Origin of the sequence: Streptomyces sp. NPDC053513, from assembly GCF_044544765.1 — a bacterium.
GTDB lineage: Bacteria > Actinomycetota > Actinomycetes > Streptomycetales > Streptomycetaceae > Streptomyces > Streptomyces litmocidini.
Window position 1 is genome coordinate 30,330 of record NZ_JBITXP010000005.1, and the last position, 15,015, is coordinate 45,344.

A 15,015-nucleotide genomic window follows, 5' to 3' on the forward strand; every position below is an offset into this window, starting at 1 on the left:
CCGTCCGTGACCCGTGGCGCGGACGAGCCGTCCGTGACCCGCGCTGCGGATGACTCATCCGTGACCTGTGCCGCAGCGCCGATGGGAGCGCGCCCCTAAGATCTGCGCATGACAGGATCGGACGGCTCCCAGCACTGGGCGCCAGGGGAGCACATCCTCTGGCGCTACCGCGGCAACGGCACCGAAGACGTGGCCATCTGCCGCCCGGTGACCGTCGTCCAGGACACGCCCGAGCTGCTCGCCGTCTGGATGGCTCCCGGCACCGAGTGCGTGCGGCCCGTGCTCGCCGACGGCACCTCCGTGCACGACGAGCCGCTCGCCACCCGCTACACCGCCCCGCGCACCACCGAGCGCGCCCGCTGGTCCGGCACCGGGGTCCTCAAGCTGGCCCGGCCGAAGGACCCCTGGTCGGTGTGGCTGTTCTGGGAGCGCGGCTGGCGCTTCCGCAGCTGGTACGTGAACCTGGAGGAGCCGCGGGCCCGCTGGTCCGGCGGCATCGACTCCGAGGACCACTTCCTCGACATCTCCGTCTACCCCGACCGCAGCTGGCTGTGGCGGGACGAGGACGAGTTCGCCCAGGCCCAGCGGGCCGGCCTGATGGGGCCCGAGCAGGCCGCGCGGGTCCTGGCCGCCGGGCAGGAGGCGGTGGAGCTGATCACCTCCTGGGGGACGCCGTTCGCGGACGGCTGGGAGGCCTGGCGGCCCGACCCCTCCTGGCCGGTTCCGACGCTCCCGGCGGACTGGGACCGCACTCCGGCGCACACGGCTCCGTGAGACCCTTGATGCGCCCCCGGGGTTCAAACGTAGGATCGTCCTCCGCAAGGCCGACACCGAGCGAAGAGCACGTCAGACCGACCGAACAGCACGTCAAAGGCGTGATCCAGCGCAGGAACTGACCAGAAGTCATCCACGAGGGGGAGAGCAGTGCCGGACGTGTGCCCGGGTGTGCCGACCCCCGCCCTTGCCGCCGTTCGCGGAAGCTCCGCATCCACCGCGGATGCGGGGTTTAGCCCTGCCGAAGGCGCGGCATCGGCCAACAGAGCGAGTGCATCGCACCACCGGCCCGGACGGACGGAATCCCACGCGTGACGGAGCATCCCACCTCCCACGAAGGCCGGCAGCCCCTGGCTGCCCGGCCGCAGGAACGCGCTCGCCCTCGCCAGGAGGCGGCGGCCGGCCTGCCCTCCGACGTGCCCGGCCAGGCGGGCGGCCCGACGGCCGCCGCGACCCCGGCCCCGGACGCGCAGCCGGCCGGACCGGCCGCCGCCGCGGGCGCGGGCCACCCCGACCCCCTGGGCGGCACGGGCCACCCGAACTCCCCCGGCTTCCCCGGCGGTACGGGACACCCCGGCGCCGTGGCCCTCGCCGTCTCCCCGCAGCATCCCGGCGGCGGGGACACCTCCGCCCGGCGGGAGGGCGACCGGCTGCGGTTCGTCGGCGCCGCGACCCGGCGCATCGCGCGCGGCATCGACCTGGACGAGATCGTCCTGGGGCTGTGCCGGGCCACCGTGCCGACCTTCTCCGACGAGATCCTGGTCTACCTCCGCGACCCGCTGCCGGTGGGCGACGAGCGGCCTGTGGCGCCCTTCGTGCTGCGGCTGCGGCGCACCGACCGGCTGCGGTTAAGCGATCTGGAGGGCGAGGACCTCGTCCTCGTACCCGATCCGGATCCGACCCCCGCGGCCGAACTCTGCGAGGTGCGGGCCGGCGGGGCCCTGGCCGAGGTGCTGCGCGGGGTGCGGCCGGTCTTCGGCGACGGCGCGGCCGCGAGGACGGCGCTGGCCGAGCTGCTCGGTGCCGAACATCCGCTGCCCGGCGGGCTGCGGGCGATACTGGCCCCGCTGCGCGGCCGGCGGCGGGTGATCGGTGCCGCCGTGTTCCTGCGCCGTCCCGAGCGGGCCGGGTTCGAGCCGAACGACCTGCTCGTCGCGGCGCAGCTGGCCACGCACACCGCGCTCGGCATCGACAAGGCCGTGCTGTACGGCCGTGAGGCGTACATCGCGGACGAGCTCCAGCGGACGATGCTGCCGGACTCGCTGCCGCAGCCGACCGGCGTCAAGCTGGCCTCGCGCTACCTGCCGGCGGCCGAGACGGCCCGGGTCGGCGGTGACTGGTACGACGCGATCCCGCTGCCCGGCAGCAGGGTCGCCCTCGTCGTCGGCGACGTCATGGGCCACTCCATGACCTCGGCGGCGATCATGGGCCAGCTGCGCACGACCGCGCAGACCCTGGCCGGTCTCGACCTGCCCCCGCAGGAGGTCCTGCACCACCTGGACGAGCAGGCCCAGCGGCTCGGCGAGAACCGCATGGCGACCTGCATGTACGCGGTGTACGACCCGGTCTCGCACCGGATCACCGTGGCCAACGCGGGCCATCCGCCGCCGATACTGCTGCACCTGGGCGGCCGCGCCGAGGTGCTGCGGGTGCCGCCCGGCGCCCCCATCGGGGTCGGCGGGGTGGACTTCGAGGCGGTCGAGCTGGACGCCCCGGCCGGGGCCACGCTGCTGCTCTACACCGACGGTCTGGTCGAGTCCCGGCTGCGGGACGTGTGGACCGGGATCGAGCAGCTGCGCGAGCGCCTGGCGGCTACCGCCCAGCTGACGGGCCCGGACCACTCGCCGCCGCTGGAGGCGCTGTGCGACGACGTCCTGGACATGCTGGGTCCGGGCGACCGGGACGACGACATCGCGCTGCTCGCGGCCCGCTTCGACGGGATCGCGCCGAGCGACGTGGCGTACTGGTTCCTGGAGCCGGAGGACGCGGCCCCGGGGCGGGCCCGGCGGCTGGCCCGGCGGGCCCTGGCCCGCTGGGACCTGGAGGAGCTGACGGACTCGGTCGAGCTGCTGGTCAGCGAGGTCGTGACGAACGCCGTGCGGTACGCGGAGCGGCCGGTGACCCTGCGGCTGCTGCGGACGGACGTGCTGCGCTGCGAGGTCGGCGACGACTCCCCGCAGCTGCCGCGGCAGCGGCGGGCGCGGGACACCGACGAGGGCGGGCGCGGCCTGTTCCTGGTCAACCGGCTGGCCCGGCGGTGGGGGGCGACCCGGCTGTCGGGCGGCAAGGTCGTCTGGTTCGAGCTGGCGACCCGTACCTGATCCCCGTACCTCCGTGGAAGCACCGAAGGCCGGACCCCGAGCGGGGTCCGGCCTTCGGTCATGTCGTCAGCGCGGCGGGCGGACGGTGCTGTTCACACCCGGGTCGCCGCCGGCGTCCGGCGGCTGGATCGAGGTCGGCGGGGCCGTCGGCTCCTCGGTCGCCGTCGGCTCCTGGGTGGGCTGCGGCGGCGTGGTGACGGGGTCGCGCGTCGGCTGCGGCGGCGTGGTGGCCGTCGAGGTCGGCGGGGCGGTCGGGGCCGTGGTGGCCGTGGTCGGCGCCTCGGTCGGCTCCTCGGTCGGCGCCTCGGTGGTGGTCGAGGTGGGGTCGGGCAGCGTGCCGTCCGGGGCGGAGCCGTCGGTCTCCAGGTCGAAGGAGGCGTCCGAGCCGCCGTTCAGGGCGCGCTCGGTGTAGTCGCCCCAGATCTGGGCGGGCGTGCGGCCACCGTTGGCGCGGCCCTCGTTGATGGTGTCGGTGAGGGTGACCTGGTTGCCCTTGGCGTCCTCGCCGAAGAGGCCGACGGCGGTGACGAGTTCGGGGGTGTAGCCGACGAACCAGGCGGAGCGGTTGTTCTCGGAGGTGCCGGTCTTGCCGGCGGCCTCGTAGTCGCCGGCGGCGCGGAAGCCGGAGCCGCTCTGCACGACGCCCGTCATGGCCTGGGTGGCGGTGTCGGCGGCCTCTCGGCTGATGACCTGCTCGCCGATCGCCGAGGGGCTCTTGACCGTGCGCTCCTTGTGCTCGGCGGTCTTCACCAGGGTCGGGGTGACCTTCTTGCCGTGGTTGTCGAGCGTGGCGTAGACGCCGGCCATGTCCATGGTGGAGGCGCCCATGGTGCCGAGGGAGATGGCGGGGGTCTCGGGGAAGCCGGCGCCGTCCTTCATGCCGAGGGCGAGGGCGGTCTTCTTGGCCTTGGCCGGGGTGACGTCGACGATCATCTGGGCGTAGACCGAGTTGATCGAGCTGTTGGTGGCCTTCTGGACGGTGACGGGGCCGTAGCTGTGGTCGTCCTCGTTCTCCGGCGCGAAGTCGATGGGGCTGCCGACGACCGGTCGCCTGCTGTCGCCGCTGTAGATCGTGCCGAGGCCGATCCGGCGGCCGTCCTGGGTGACCGCGTGGTTGTCTATGGCGGAGGCGAGGACGATCGGCTTGAAGGTGGAGGCGGGCTGGTAGTCGCGACGGGTCGCGTTGGACATCCAGTGCTCGGTGGCGCCGACGCCGCCGTAGAGGGCGACGACCGCGCCGGTCTTCGGGTCGACGGAGGTGGCGCCGGCCTGGACGGTGGCCTGCTTCTCGTTGCCCTTGCGGTCGAGCTTGGCCTCCAGCTGCTTGTCGACCGCCTTGACGAGGTCCTTCTGCTTCTTCTCGTCGATGTTGAGGGTGATCGTCCAGCCGCCGGCCTTGATGTCCTCCTCGCTGACGCCCTGCCGCATCAGCTCCTGGTTGGCGGCCTCGATGATGTAACCGGTCTGGCCCTCCATGCCGGGGGCGGGCTTGGGCTTCTGCGGGACGGGGAACTTCATGCCGGCGCGCTCGGAGGGGCTGAGCCAGCCCTCGCCGACCATGTTGTCGAGGACGTAGTTCCAGCGGTCCTCGACGAGCTTGCGGCCGGTGGGGCTCGCGGAGGTCCAGTCGTACTGGTTGGGCGCCTGGAGCAGCGAGGCGAGGTAGGCGCCCTGGGCGGTGGTGAGCTTGGCGGCGTCGACGCCGTAGTACGAGCGGGCGGCGGCCTGGATGCCGTAGGCGGAGCGGCCGTAGTAGCTCGTGTTCATGTACCCGGCGAGGATGTCGCTCTTGCTCATCTTCTGGTCGACCTTGATGGCGATGACCATTTCCTTGAGCTTGCGCGTGGCCGTCTGGTCCTGGCTCAGGAAGTAGTTCTTGACGTACTGCTGGGTGATCGTCGAGCCGCCCTGCTTGCCCTTGCCGGTGACCGTGTTCCAGGCGGCGCGGGTGGTGCCCATGATGTCGACGCCGTTGTCCTTGTAGAAGGTCTTGTTCTCGGCGGCGACGAACGCCTTCTGGACCGGCAGGGGGATCTTGTCGAGGCCGACGATCTCACGGTTGATCTTGCCGGTGCGGCCGAGGATCTTGCCGTTGGAGTACTTGTAGATGTTGCTCTGCATCGTCGCCTCGGCGTTGGCCGAGGGCACCGGGACCAGCAGGTAGACGACGTAGAGGGCGCCCATGCCGAGCAGGCAGAACACGATGAAGGTGCCCAGGAGCTTCTTCCAGGTGAAGAGGCGGCGTATGCCGCTCTTCTTCGCCTTGCCCTTGTCCGGTCGGCCCATGTGTCCAGTCGCTCCGCTCGTCTTGTGTCCGGCGCCCTCGGTGCTGACCCCGCCCGCGTCGGATCAGCTCAGCAAGCTAACACCGACGAGGCGGACAAAGGACAACCGATCACGTCTTTTCCGGACGTGAGAATCAGCACCCACGCCCAGAGAAACCGACGTCCGAGGGGGCCGGATGGTTGCGTGAGGGGACGGTTCCGCTTGGTCACACCCCACGGCCGGCCCGGTCACACCCCGCGGCCGGCCCGGTCTCCCTCGCGGCCGACCCGGTCTCCCTCGCGGCCGGCCCGGCCTCCCTGACGGCCGGCCCGTCTATACATCGTGCGTATACACAGCGTGTACAGTGACGCCATGTCCATCGGTCACACCCTCCTCGGGCTCCTGGAGTCCGGACCGCGCCACGGCTACGACCTCAAGCGCGCCTTCGACGAGAAGTTCGGCCAGGACCGGCCGCTCCACTACGGCCAGGTCTACTCGACCATGTCCCGGCTCCTGAAGAACGGCCTGGTCGTCGTCGACGGCGTCGAGGCCGGCGGCGGCCCCGAGCGGAAGCGGTACGCCATCACCGAGGCCGGCATCACCGATGTCGCCCAGTGGCTCGCCACCCCCGAGAAGCCCGAGCCGTACCTCCAGTCCACGCTCTACACCAAGGTCGTCCTGGCCCTGCTCACCGGCCGCGGCGCCGCCGACATCCTCGACACCCAGCGCGCCGAGCACCTGCGCCTGATGCGCGAGCTCACCCGGCGCAAGCGCGACGGCGACCTCGCCGACCAGCTCATCTGCGACCACGCCCTCTTCCACCTCGAAGCGGACCTGCGCTGGCTGGAACTGACCGCCGCCCGCCTCGACGCGCTCGCCGAGGAGGTCCGCCGATGAGCTCCGCCCCGCTGCTGCGCGCCACCGGCCTGGACAAGGCCTACGGACCGACCCCGGCGCTCGCCGGCGCCGACTTCGCCCTGCGGGCCGGCGAGGTCGTCGCCGTCATGGGCCCCTCCGGCTCCGGCAAGTCCACGCTCCTCCACTGCCTGGCCGGCATCGTGCGCCCCGACGCCGGCACCATCACCTACGACGGACGCGAACTCACCGCGCTCTCCGACGGCGCGCGCAGCTCCCTGCGCCGCACCGACTTCGGCTTCGTCTTCCAGTTCGGCCAGCTCGTCCCCGAACTGACCTGCGTCGAGAACGTCGCCCTCCCCCTCCGGCTGAACGGCGAGAAGCGGAAGGCCGCCGAGGCCAGGGCAGCCGAGTGGCTCGCCCGCCTGGAGGTCGACTCCGTCGCGGGCAAGCGCCCCGGCGAGATATCCGGCGGCCAGGGCCAGCGCGTCGCCGTCGCCCGCGCCCTCGTCACCGCCCCCCGCGTGATCTTCGCCGACGAGCCGACCGGCGCGCTCGACTCCCTCAACGGCGAGCGGGTCATGCGGCTCCTCACCGACGCCTCCCGGGACACCGGCGCCGCCGTCGTCCTCGTCACCCACGAGGCCCGGGTCGCCGCCTGGTCCGACCGCGAGGTCGTCGTACGGGACGGTTCGGTACGGGACGCGGAGTGGGCCGCATGAGCCTCGGCACCTGGGCCCGCGACCTGACGCTCGGCGCCCGGTTCGCGGTCGCCGGCGGCCGCTCCGGCCTGCTCCGCACCCTGCTGACCGCGACCGGCGTCGGCTTCGGCGTGGCCCTGCTGCTGCTCGCCGCCTCCTTCCCGAACATGCTCTTCCAGCGGGAGGTCCGGGAGTCGGTCCGCGCCGTCGACGGCAGCGAGCAGGTCACCTCGCCCCGCCCCGACTCCTTCCTCCACCTCGGCCGGAACACCGTCTACCGGGACGACGTCGTCAGCGGACTGCTGCTGCGCCCCGAGGGCGACGCGCCCCCGGTCCCGCCGGGCGCGGACAGGTTCCCGGGGACCGGCGAGATGCTGGTCTCCCCCGCGCTCGGGGAGCTCCTCGACTCCCCCGAGGGCGCCCTCCTCAAGGAACGGCTCCCCTACAAGGCCGTCGGGACGATCGGACCGGCCGGACTCATCGGCCCGGCCGAACTCCGGTACGTCGCCCACGTCGACTTCCTGGGCCCGGAGAACCTCGACGGGCGCGGCACCCGCTACGGCTGGTCGGTGCCCGAGGAACCGATGAACGCGTTCCTCGTCCTCCTGGTCGTCGTGGCCTGCGTCGTCCTGCTCCTGCCGGTGCTCGTCTTCGTCGCGACCGCCGTCCGCTTCGGCGGCGAGCAGCGCGACCGGCGGCTCGCGGCGCTCCGGCTGATCGGCGCGGACACCGCGACGACCCGGCGGATCGCGGCCGGCGAGTCCCTCGCGGGCGCGCTGTTCGGGCTCCTCGTGGGCCTCGGACTCTTCGCGGCGGCCCGGCAGTTCGCGGGCACCTTCACCATCTGGGACGTCAACGCCTACCCCGGCGACGTGGTGCCGATGCCGTCCCTCGCCGTGCTCGTCCTCGCCGTCGTCCCGGTCGCCTCGGTCGTGGTCACCATGTTCGCCCTGCGCGGCGTGGCGATCGAACCGCTGGGCGTCGTGCGGACCTCCACCCCGCGCCGCCGCCGGCTGTGGTGGCGGCTGCTGCTCCTCGCGGCCGGCGCGGCCTTCCTCGTGCCGCTCGTCGGCGACATCCAGGTGACCGACGCCGGCATCGACACCGTGAGCGTCGCGACCGGCACGACGCTCGTCCTGATCGGCCTCACCACGCTCCTGCCATGGCTCGTCGAGGCGGGCGTCAAGCGGCTGCACGCCGGGCCGGTGGCCTGGCAGCTCGCGGTCCGCAGGCTCCAGTTGAGCAGCGGCACGGCGGCCCGCGCGGTCAGCGGCATCGTCGTCGCGGCGACCGGGGCGATCGCGCTCCAGATGCTCTTCCAGGCGATGGAGAGCGACTTCACCCAGTACAGCGGCGAGGACACCTCCCGTGCCCAGCTCGCGATCGGCATCGACGCCGAGAACGCCGAGGAGGCCCGCGGGACGATCGACCGCCTCCGGCGGACCGAGGGCGTCACCGGCGTGATCGGCACCGTCGAGTCGAGCGTGTGGCGGCCCGGACCCCTGAAGCAGGGCGAGGAGTTCGCCCCGCAGACCTCGCTCCGGGTCGGTGACTGCGCCTCCCTCCGGGAGTACGCCACGCTCCCCTCCTGCACGGACGGCGACGTCTTCGTCTTCCTCGCGCACGGCGCCCAGGGCAACCCGGACGACTCCTTCGTCACCCGGGCCGCCCGCCCCGGCGCCACGGTCGCCCTGCGCGACCCGCATCCGCACCCGAGCGCGCCGAAGCCCCCGAAGGGCACCCCGCTGCCGCAGTGGCGGATCCCCACGACGGCCCGGATCGTGGACTCCCGACCCGACCCGACGGGCATGTACGAGTACGGCGTCCTCGCCACCCCGAAGGCGATCGACACCGCCCTGCTCGACGAGCCCGACACCCAGACCATGGTCCGGCTCGACCCGGCCGTCCCCGACGCCGCCGAGCACGTGCGGAACACGGCGGCGGCCATCGATCCGACGGCCTGGGTGCGCACCCTGAAGGACATCGAGCGCGACGCGGCGTTCTCCAGCGTCCGCACCGGCATCCTCGTCGGCTCCACCCTGACGATGCTCCTGGTGGCGGCCTCGCTGCTGGTCGCGACCCTGGAGCAGCTGCGGGACCGCAAGCGGCTGCTCTCCTCGCTGGTCGCCTTCGGCACCCGGCGCTCGACCCTGGGCTGGTCGGTGCTGTGGCAGACGGCGGTGCCGATCCTCCTCGGGCTCGCCCTCGCCGTCGCGGGCGGTCTCGGCCTCGGCTTCGTGCTGCTGAAGACGAGCGGCCAACAGGTCGGCGACTGGTGGGGCTTCCTGCCCGTCGTCGGGATCGGCTTCGGACTGATCGCGGCCGTGACGCTGCTCAGCCTGCCGGTGCTGTGGCGGCTGATGCGGGCGGACGGGCTGCGGACGGAGTAACCCGTCGACCGGATGTCCGAGGGACACGGGGGACATGGGGCGGGGGTTCCTGGCACCGGGGGGTGTCAGGAACCCCCGTCCTCGACGCGTACGGGGTCAGGCCCCGGAGCCCGGCCCACCCGTGCCGGATCGGTCCCCGCCGCCCACCACCCGTACCGGAAGCTCCTCCATCGCCCCGCGCAGGGCCTCCGCCAGCTCCTCGAACTCGGCGTGCCGGGCCGTGCCCGTCCGCATCGCGAGGGCGATCCGCCGCGAGGGTGCCGGGTCGGCGAACCCCCCGGTCCACAGGGCGGTGTTGCGGGCGGTCTCGACGGTCACGGCGGTGCGGGGCAGCAGGGTCACCCCGAGGCCGCCCGCGACGAGCTGGACCAGGGTGGCGAGTCCGGCGGCGGTGGTGGTGACCTCGGCGCCCTCGGTGCGCCCGGCCTCCCGGCAGATGTCGAGGGCCTGGTCGCGCAGGCAGTGCCCCTCGTCGAGGAGCAGCAGCCGGAGCTCCTTGAGGGCCTCGCGCGGGATGGCGTCCCGTCCGGCCAGCGGGTGCCCCTCCGGGGTGACCAGGACGAAGTCCTCGTCGAAGAGGGGGAGTTCGGTGATGCCGGGCACGCCGAGGGGCACGGCGAGCAGCAGCAGGTCGAGCCGGCCGGCGGCGAGTCCGTCCAGGAGCGAGGAGGTCTGCTCCTCGTGGACCTGGAGGTCGAGCTCGGGCCAGCGGCGGTGGACGAGCCGCAGGACGGTGGGCAGCAGATAGGGGGCGACGGTCGGGATCACGCCGAGCCGCAGGACGCCGGTGAAGGGTGCCTGGGCGGCCTCCGCCTCCTCCATCAGCTCCGCCACCGCGTCGAGGACGGTCCGGGCGCGGACCGCGAGCCGCTCTCCCGCGGGCGAGAGCAGCACCTTCCGCGTCGTACGCTCGAGGAGCTGGACACCGAGTGCCTCTTCGAGAGACGAAACCGCGCCCGAGAGGGCGGGCTGGCTCATGCCGATGGCGGCCGCCGCGTCGCGGAAGTGCAGATGCTCGGCGACCGCCGCGAAGGCCCTGAGCTGCGAGAAGCTGGGCTGCTTGCCTCGGTGCGGGCCGCGCGGGGGGTTGTACGGGGATGCCACTGATAACCACCTTCGATCAACGCGACCCACACTAGCTATTTCACTGATCAATGCACCCCGTGCCAGGATGTGAGACGTCCAACCCCCATGGAAGCCCCCAAAAGGGACCCTTCCTGTTTGCAAGGAGAGCGCGTGCTCACTGTCGGTGACAAGTTCCCCGCCTACGACCTGACCGCCTGCGTGTCGCTGGAGAGCGGCAAGGAGTTCGAGCAGATCGACCACAAGGCCTACGAGGGCAAGTGGCGCGTGGTGTTCTTCTGGCCGAAGGACTTCACCTTCGTCTGCCCGACGGAGATCGCCGCGTTCGGCAAGCTGAACGACGAGTTCGCCGACCGCGACGCCCAGATCCTCGGCGTCTCCGGCGACTCCGAGTTCGTGCACCACGCCTGGCGCAAGGACCACGCCGACCTGCGTGACCTGCCCTTCCCGATGCTGGCCGACTCGAAGCACGAGCTCATGCGCGACTGCGGCGTCGAGGGCGAGGACGGCTTCGCCCAGCGCGCCGTCTTCATCGTGGACCCGAACAACGAGATCCAGTTCACCATGGTGACCGCCGGCTCCGTCGGCCGTAACCCCAAGGAGGTCCTGCGGGTCCTCGACGCCCTGCAGACCGACGAGCTGTGCCCGTGCAACTGGAACAAGGGCGAGAGCACCCTCGACGCGGCCGCTCTCCTCTCGGGCGAGTAAGGGCGGATCCGACATGGCTCTCGACGAACTGAAGTCCGCCATACCGGACTTCGCCAAGGACCTGAAGCTGAACCTCGGTTCGGTCATCGGCAACAGCGACCTCCCCCAGCAGCAGCTGTGGGGCACCGTCCTCGCCTGCGCGATCGCCTCGCGCTCGCCGAAGGTGCTCAAGGAGCTGGAGCCCGAGGCCCAGGCGAACCTGAAGCCCGAGGCGTACCAGGCCGCCAAGTCCGCCGCCGCGATCATGGCGATGAACAACGTCTTCTACCGGACCCGGCACCTGCTGTCGGACCCCGAGTACGGGACGATGCGCGCCGGCCTGCGGATGAACGTCATCGGCAACCCGGGCGTCGAGAAGGTCGACTTCGAGCTGTGGTCGCTGGCCGTCTCCGCGATCAACGGCTGCGGCCAGTGCCTGGACTCGCACGAGCAGGTCCTGCGCCAGGCCGGTGTCGACCGCGCCACGATCCAGGAGGCCGTGAAGATCGCCGCGGTGATCCAGGCGGTCGGCGTCACGCTGGACGCGGAGGCCGTGCTCGCCGAGTAGGGCCGAGCCGTACGAGAAGGGCCCCGGGGCTGTCCGCCCCGGGGCCCTTCCGTCACTTCTTGAGCGCCGCCATCAGCGCCAGCAGGTCCTGGGTCATGGGGACGTCGATCCCGGAGAGGTCGATCTCCCGCGTGTTCACGGTCGCCTCCCCCGTGCTGGAGTTGTAGTCGTACTGCGACCAGATGCTGAGCTCGAACTCCGCCTGCCCGTCGAGGGCGACCAGCTGCGCCCCCTCGTTCCCCGACTGGTCGAAGAAGGCCTGTTCGCCCAGGCCGTCGACGGACTGCATGGCCCCGCCGCGGTTGTTCTTCGGCGCGAACTCGGGGCCGGGGTCCGACTTCTTGTGCAGGGTGTACGTGATCGAGGCGCTGTACCCCTTGTCCGGGGGGCCGAAGGTGATCGAGCACCCGACCCGGAACAGGGCGGGGTCCTTGATGGACTCGCCGTCGCCGTCCTGCCCGGGCTTCCCCAGGACGCCTTCGAGCGCCTTCAGCCGGAGCGTGCGGCAGAAGTCCTCGGCGTCCCGGTATCCACCCAGGTCGGGCCCCGGATCCCGCCGCTGCTGGTACGCGTAGAGCCCGCCGCCCCACACCGCCGAGGCGAGCACCGCGCCGCCGAGCGCCCACAGCCAGGGGCGGCGGGTCCGGGACGGGCGCGGCGGACGGGGCGGCGGGACGTCGGTGAGCACCTCGGGGGCGTCGAACTCCTCGCCGCCCACGAGCTCCGGCTCCGATATCACTTGCCCTCCCCCGTCCCGGCGCCGGGCGCCGGGACGGGCGCGACCGCGAAGGCCGTCGCGCCGCGCGGCTCCGGGGTGCTGCGCAGGGCCTGCTCGGTGCTGTACGCGCGCAGGTAGCCGACGACGGTGTTGAGGACGGCGACCAGCGGCACGGCGACGACGGCGCCGCCGATCCCGGCGGTGAGGCCGCCGGCGGCGACGGCGAGGACGACGGCGAGGGGGTGGACGCGGACGGCCCGGCCGAGGATGAACGGCTGGAGGACGTGGCCTTCGATCTGCTGCACGGCGAGCACGACGACGAGCACCATGAGGGCGGTGAACACGCCGTTGGTGACGAGGGCGACGAGGCAGGCGAGGGCTCCGGAGATGACCGCGCCGACCAGGGGGATGAAGGCGAAGAGGAAGATGAAGACGGCGAGCGGGACGGCCATCGGGACCTCCAGGAACCAGAGTCCGAGGCCGATGAAGACGGCGTCGATGAGGGCCACGAGGACGGTGCCGCGGACGTAGGCGGTGAGGGTGCGCCAGGCGCGCGGCCCGGCGCCGGCGACGCCGGGGCGGGCCTGGGCGGGCACCAGCTTGAGCGTCCACTCCCAGACCTTCTTCCCGTCGTAGAGCAGGAAGAGGGTGCAGAACATGGCCAGCAGGATGCCGGTCATGGCCTCCACGATGACGGTGACGCCCTGGAGTCCGGCGGAGGTGATCTGCTCGGCGTTGGCGCCGATGGCCTCGCTGAGGTTCTTGGCGATGTCGTTGATCTGCTGCTCGGTGACGTGGAACGGGCTGTCGAGCAGCCAGTGCTTGAGCTCCTCGATGCCGTCCTTGACGCGGTCGGACAGGTTGTCGACGTTGTCCATGACCTGCCAGACCACGAACCAGCCGACCAGGCCCATGACGACGAAGCCGGAGACGGCGGTGACGGCGGTGGCGAGGCCCCGGGGCAGTCCCTTGCGGCGCAGCATGGCGACGGTGGGCTGGAGCAGGGCGGTGACGAGGAGCGCGGCGACGAAGGCGAGGACGACCAGCTGCACGGAGCTGATCACCTTCATCAGCACCCAGACGGTGCCGGCGAGGACGAGCAGCCGCCAGCCCGCCTCGGCGGCCACGCGCATCCCCCAGGGGATGGCGGCGACGGGGTCGGGGCGGGCGGCGACGGCCGGTGCGTACGAGGGGGGCGCGGGGACGGAGCGGCTCGCCCCGTTGACGGCCTCGGAATCCGGGAGGGGCGCGGCGGTGTCCGGGTCGACGTCCGGCCGGGCGGGGGCGGTGGGGGGCGGGGCCTCGTGGGGGGTCCCGTACGGCGGCCCGAGCGGATCGTCCCGTTCCGCCTCGGCCCGGCGCTCGTCGAGGCGTTCACCCACGCGGCTCAGGCTCTCGCCCAGCCGGCTCAGCCATCCTGGCACTCTGGACATCTCTTCCTTCTTCCCCGCCGTTTCTTCCCGCTCGCTCCCCCGGGACCCCGTGGGGCCTTCGAACCTACACGCAGGAAGCCCCCCACCTGAGGACGGTGAGGGGCTCCCGGAGGTTGAGCACATCGGCGTCGGGGGGCGCCCCCGGACGACGCGGCCTAGTACCAGTGGTTGGCCTGCCAGAACGACCAGGCACCGCACGGGCTGCCGTAGCGGCTGTCCATGTAGTTGAGGCCCCACTTGATCTGGGTGGCGGGGTTGGTCTGCCAGTCGGCGCCGGCCGAGGCCATCTTGTAGCCCGGGAGGGCCTGGACGAGGCCGTAGGCGCCCGAAGAGGCGTTGGTGGCGCGGTAGTTCCAGCCGGACTCGTGGTCCACGATGTTGCTGAAGCACGAGAACTGGTCGGCCGACATCATCTGCCGGGCCATCGCCTGGACCTCGGCGATGCTGTAGGAGCCCTGCGTGGCGAAGGACGAGGCGCTGCGGATGGAGGAGCGGTTGGCGCGCTCCTCGGCCTCCTTGCGCTCCTTCTCGGCCTTGGCCTCGGCGGCGGCCTTGTCGGCGGCCTCCTTCTTCGCCTCGGCGTCCTTGGCGGCGCGGATGCGGGCCGACTCCTCCGCGGACTTCTTCGCGGCGGCGTCCGCGGCGGCGGCCTGGACGTCGGCCTGCTCCGAGAGGGACGAGACCTGTACCTGGGCCTGCTCGCCCGCGGGGATGTCCGCGAGCAGCGTCGTGTCGGCCGCGGTGGCCTCGAAGTTGTCGTCCGAGGGCTGAGCGGCGTTGCCCGAGGCGACACCGGCGATGGCGCCGACAGTGGTGACCGCAGTGGCCGAAGCCACCGCGAATCCCCGGACCGAGATCCGGCTCACACGGTTTCCTTCCAGCACGCCCGCACAGGTGACCACGCGGGCGAAATCTTGCCCCTGGCACTGGTCTCCGACGTACGGGGTCACAGAAGACACGGGCCCGTGGTGCTGTGGGCGGCATACGGCGACGGCTGTGGAGTTGTGTGGTGCGGTGCGCACCCCTGAGGGTGCACGTGTGCCGTATGCGGGGCCTGACGGAAGCAAGACTCTGCCGGACGGCGACACCGCAAGGCAATTCCGCGTTGCGTGGGAAAGCTCACACCTGTTTGGACGCACGGGATTTGGCGGATGAGGGCGACAGCGCGGCGCCGCCCGGCTAAGCTCCTGCGCTTCGCCGGGCGGCGCCAACTCCTTTAC

The 15,015-nt window shown here is 72.3% G+C and carries 12 protein-coding genes; 7 read left to right on the plus strand and 5 right to left on the minus strand.

What is annotated here, in order from left to right; genetic code table 11:
• Positions 1-108: 108 nt before the first annotated feature.
• Both ACIGW4_RS10220 and ACIGW4_RS10225 read left to right on the plus strand, forming a co-directional pair.
• Entirely contained in the window at positions 109-774 is a 666-nt protein-coding gene (locus ACIGW4_RS10220; RefSeq protein ID WP_398707237.1) for a DUF402 domain-containing protein, read from the plus strand.
• 311 nt (positions 775-1,085) lie between these two features.
• Positions 1,086-3,095 (plus strand): ATP-binding SpoIIE family protein phosphatase, encoded by a 2,010-nt coding sequence (locus tag ACIGW4_RS10225; RefSeq protein ID WP_359588876.1) that lies wholly within the window; start codon positions 1,086-1,088, stop codon positions 3,093-3,095.
• Between the two features lie 66 nt (positions 3,096-3,161).
• Here the strand turns inward: ACIGW4_RS10225 and ACIGW4_RS10230 are convergent, their stop codons facing one another.
• Positions 3,162-5,381, minus strand: coding sequence for a transglycosylase domain-containing protein (locus ACIGW4_RS10230; protein WP_399579671.1), 2,220 nt, complete (start codon positions 5,379-5,381; stop codon positions 3,162-3,164).
• A 351-nt stretch (positions 5,382-5,732) separates the two neighbouring features.
• Between ACIGW4_RS10230 and ACIGW4_RS10235 the strand changes: the two genes are divergently transcribed.
• From ACIGW4_RS10235 to ACIGW4_RS10245, 3 genes are read left to right on the plus strand one after another with little or no spacing between them, the layout of a single operon-like run.
• Positions 5,733-6,257 (plus strand): PadR family transcriptional regulator, encoded by a 525-nt coding sequence (locus ACIGW4_RS10235; protein WP_123455205.1) that lies wholly within the window; start codon positions 5,733-5,735, stop codon positions 6,255-6,257.
• Positions 6,254-6,937, plus strand: a complete 684-nt coding sequence (locus ACIGW4_RS10240) for an ABC transporter ATP-binding protein (RefSeq protein WP_123455204.1) — start codon at positions 6,254-6,256, stop codon at positions 6,935-6,937. Before ACIGW4_RS10235 ends, ACIGW4_RS10240 begins: the two co-directional genes overlap by 4 nt.
• Positions 6,934-9,306, plus strand: coding sequence for an FtsX-like permease family protein (locus tag ACIGW4_RS10245; RefSeq protein ID WP_399579674.1), 2,373 nt, complete (start codon positions 6,934-6,936; stop codon positions 9,304-9,306). Before ACIGW4_RS10240 ends, ACIGW4_RS10245 begins: the two co-directional genes overlap by 4 nt.
• A 96-nt stretch (positions 9,307-9,402) precedes the next feature.
• Here the strand turns inward: ACIGW4_RS10245 and ACIGW4_RS10250 are convergent, their stop codons facing one another.
• Positions 9,403-10,410: a LysR substrate-binding domain-containing protein gene (locus ACIGW4_RS10250; protein WP_399579676.1), complete on the minus strand. Its 1,008-nt coding sequence runs from the start codon at positions 10,408-10,410 to the stop codon at positions 9,403-9,405.
• A 132-nt stretch (positions 10,411-10,542) separates the two neighbouring features.
• On the opposite strand from ACIGW4_RS10250, the gene ACIGW4_RS10255 reads away from it, so the two are divergent.
• Positions 10,543-11,097, plus strand: a complete 555-nt coding sequence (locus ACIGW4_RS10255; protein WP_123455201.1) for a peroxiredoxin — start codon at positions 10,543-10,545, stop codon at positions 11,095-11,097.
• A gap of 13 nt (positions 11,098-11,110) precedes the next feature.
• Positions 11,111-11,644, plus strand: coding sequence for an alkyl hydroperoxide reductase (locus tag ACIGW4_RS10260; protein WP_030222466.1), 534 nt, complete (start codon positions 11,111-11,113; stop codon positions 11,642-11,644).
• Positions 11,645-11,696: 52 nt separating this feature from the next.
• Here ACIGW4_RS10260 and ACIGW4_RS10265 read toward each other — a convergent pair whose 3' ends face one another.
• The 3 genes from ACIGW4_RS10265 to ACIGW4_RS10275 all read right to left on the minus strand — a co-directional run bounded on the left by ACIGW4_RS10265 (position 11,697) and on the right by ACIGW4_RS10275 (position 14,661).
• Positions 11,697-12,383 (minus strand): hypothetical protein, encoded by a 687-nt coding sequence (locus tag ACIGW4_RS10265; RefSeq protein WP_399579677.1) that lies wholly within the window; start codon positions 12,381-12,383, stop codon positions 11,697-11,699.
• Positions 12,380-13,795 carry an AI-2E family transporter gene (locus tag ACIGW4_RS10270; protein ID WP_123455199.1) on the minus strand — a complete coding sequence of 472 codons (1,416 nt, stop codon included), beginning with the start codon at positions 13,793-13,795 and terminating at the stop codon, positions 12,380-12,382. Before ACIGW4_RS10270 ends, ACIGW4_RS10265 begins: the two co-directional genes overlap by 4 nt.
• Positions 13,796-13,950: 155 nt before the next feature.
• Complete coding sequence (locus ACIGW4_RS10275; protein WP_123455198.1) at positions 13,951-14,661, minus strand: transglycosylase SLT domain-containing protein; 711 nt, start codon at positions 14,659-14,661, stop codon at positions 13,951-13,953.
• Positions 14,662-15,015: the final 354 nt, after the last annotated feature.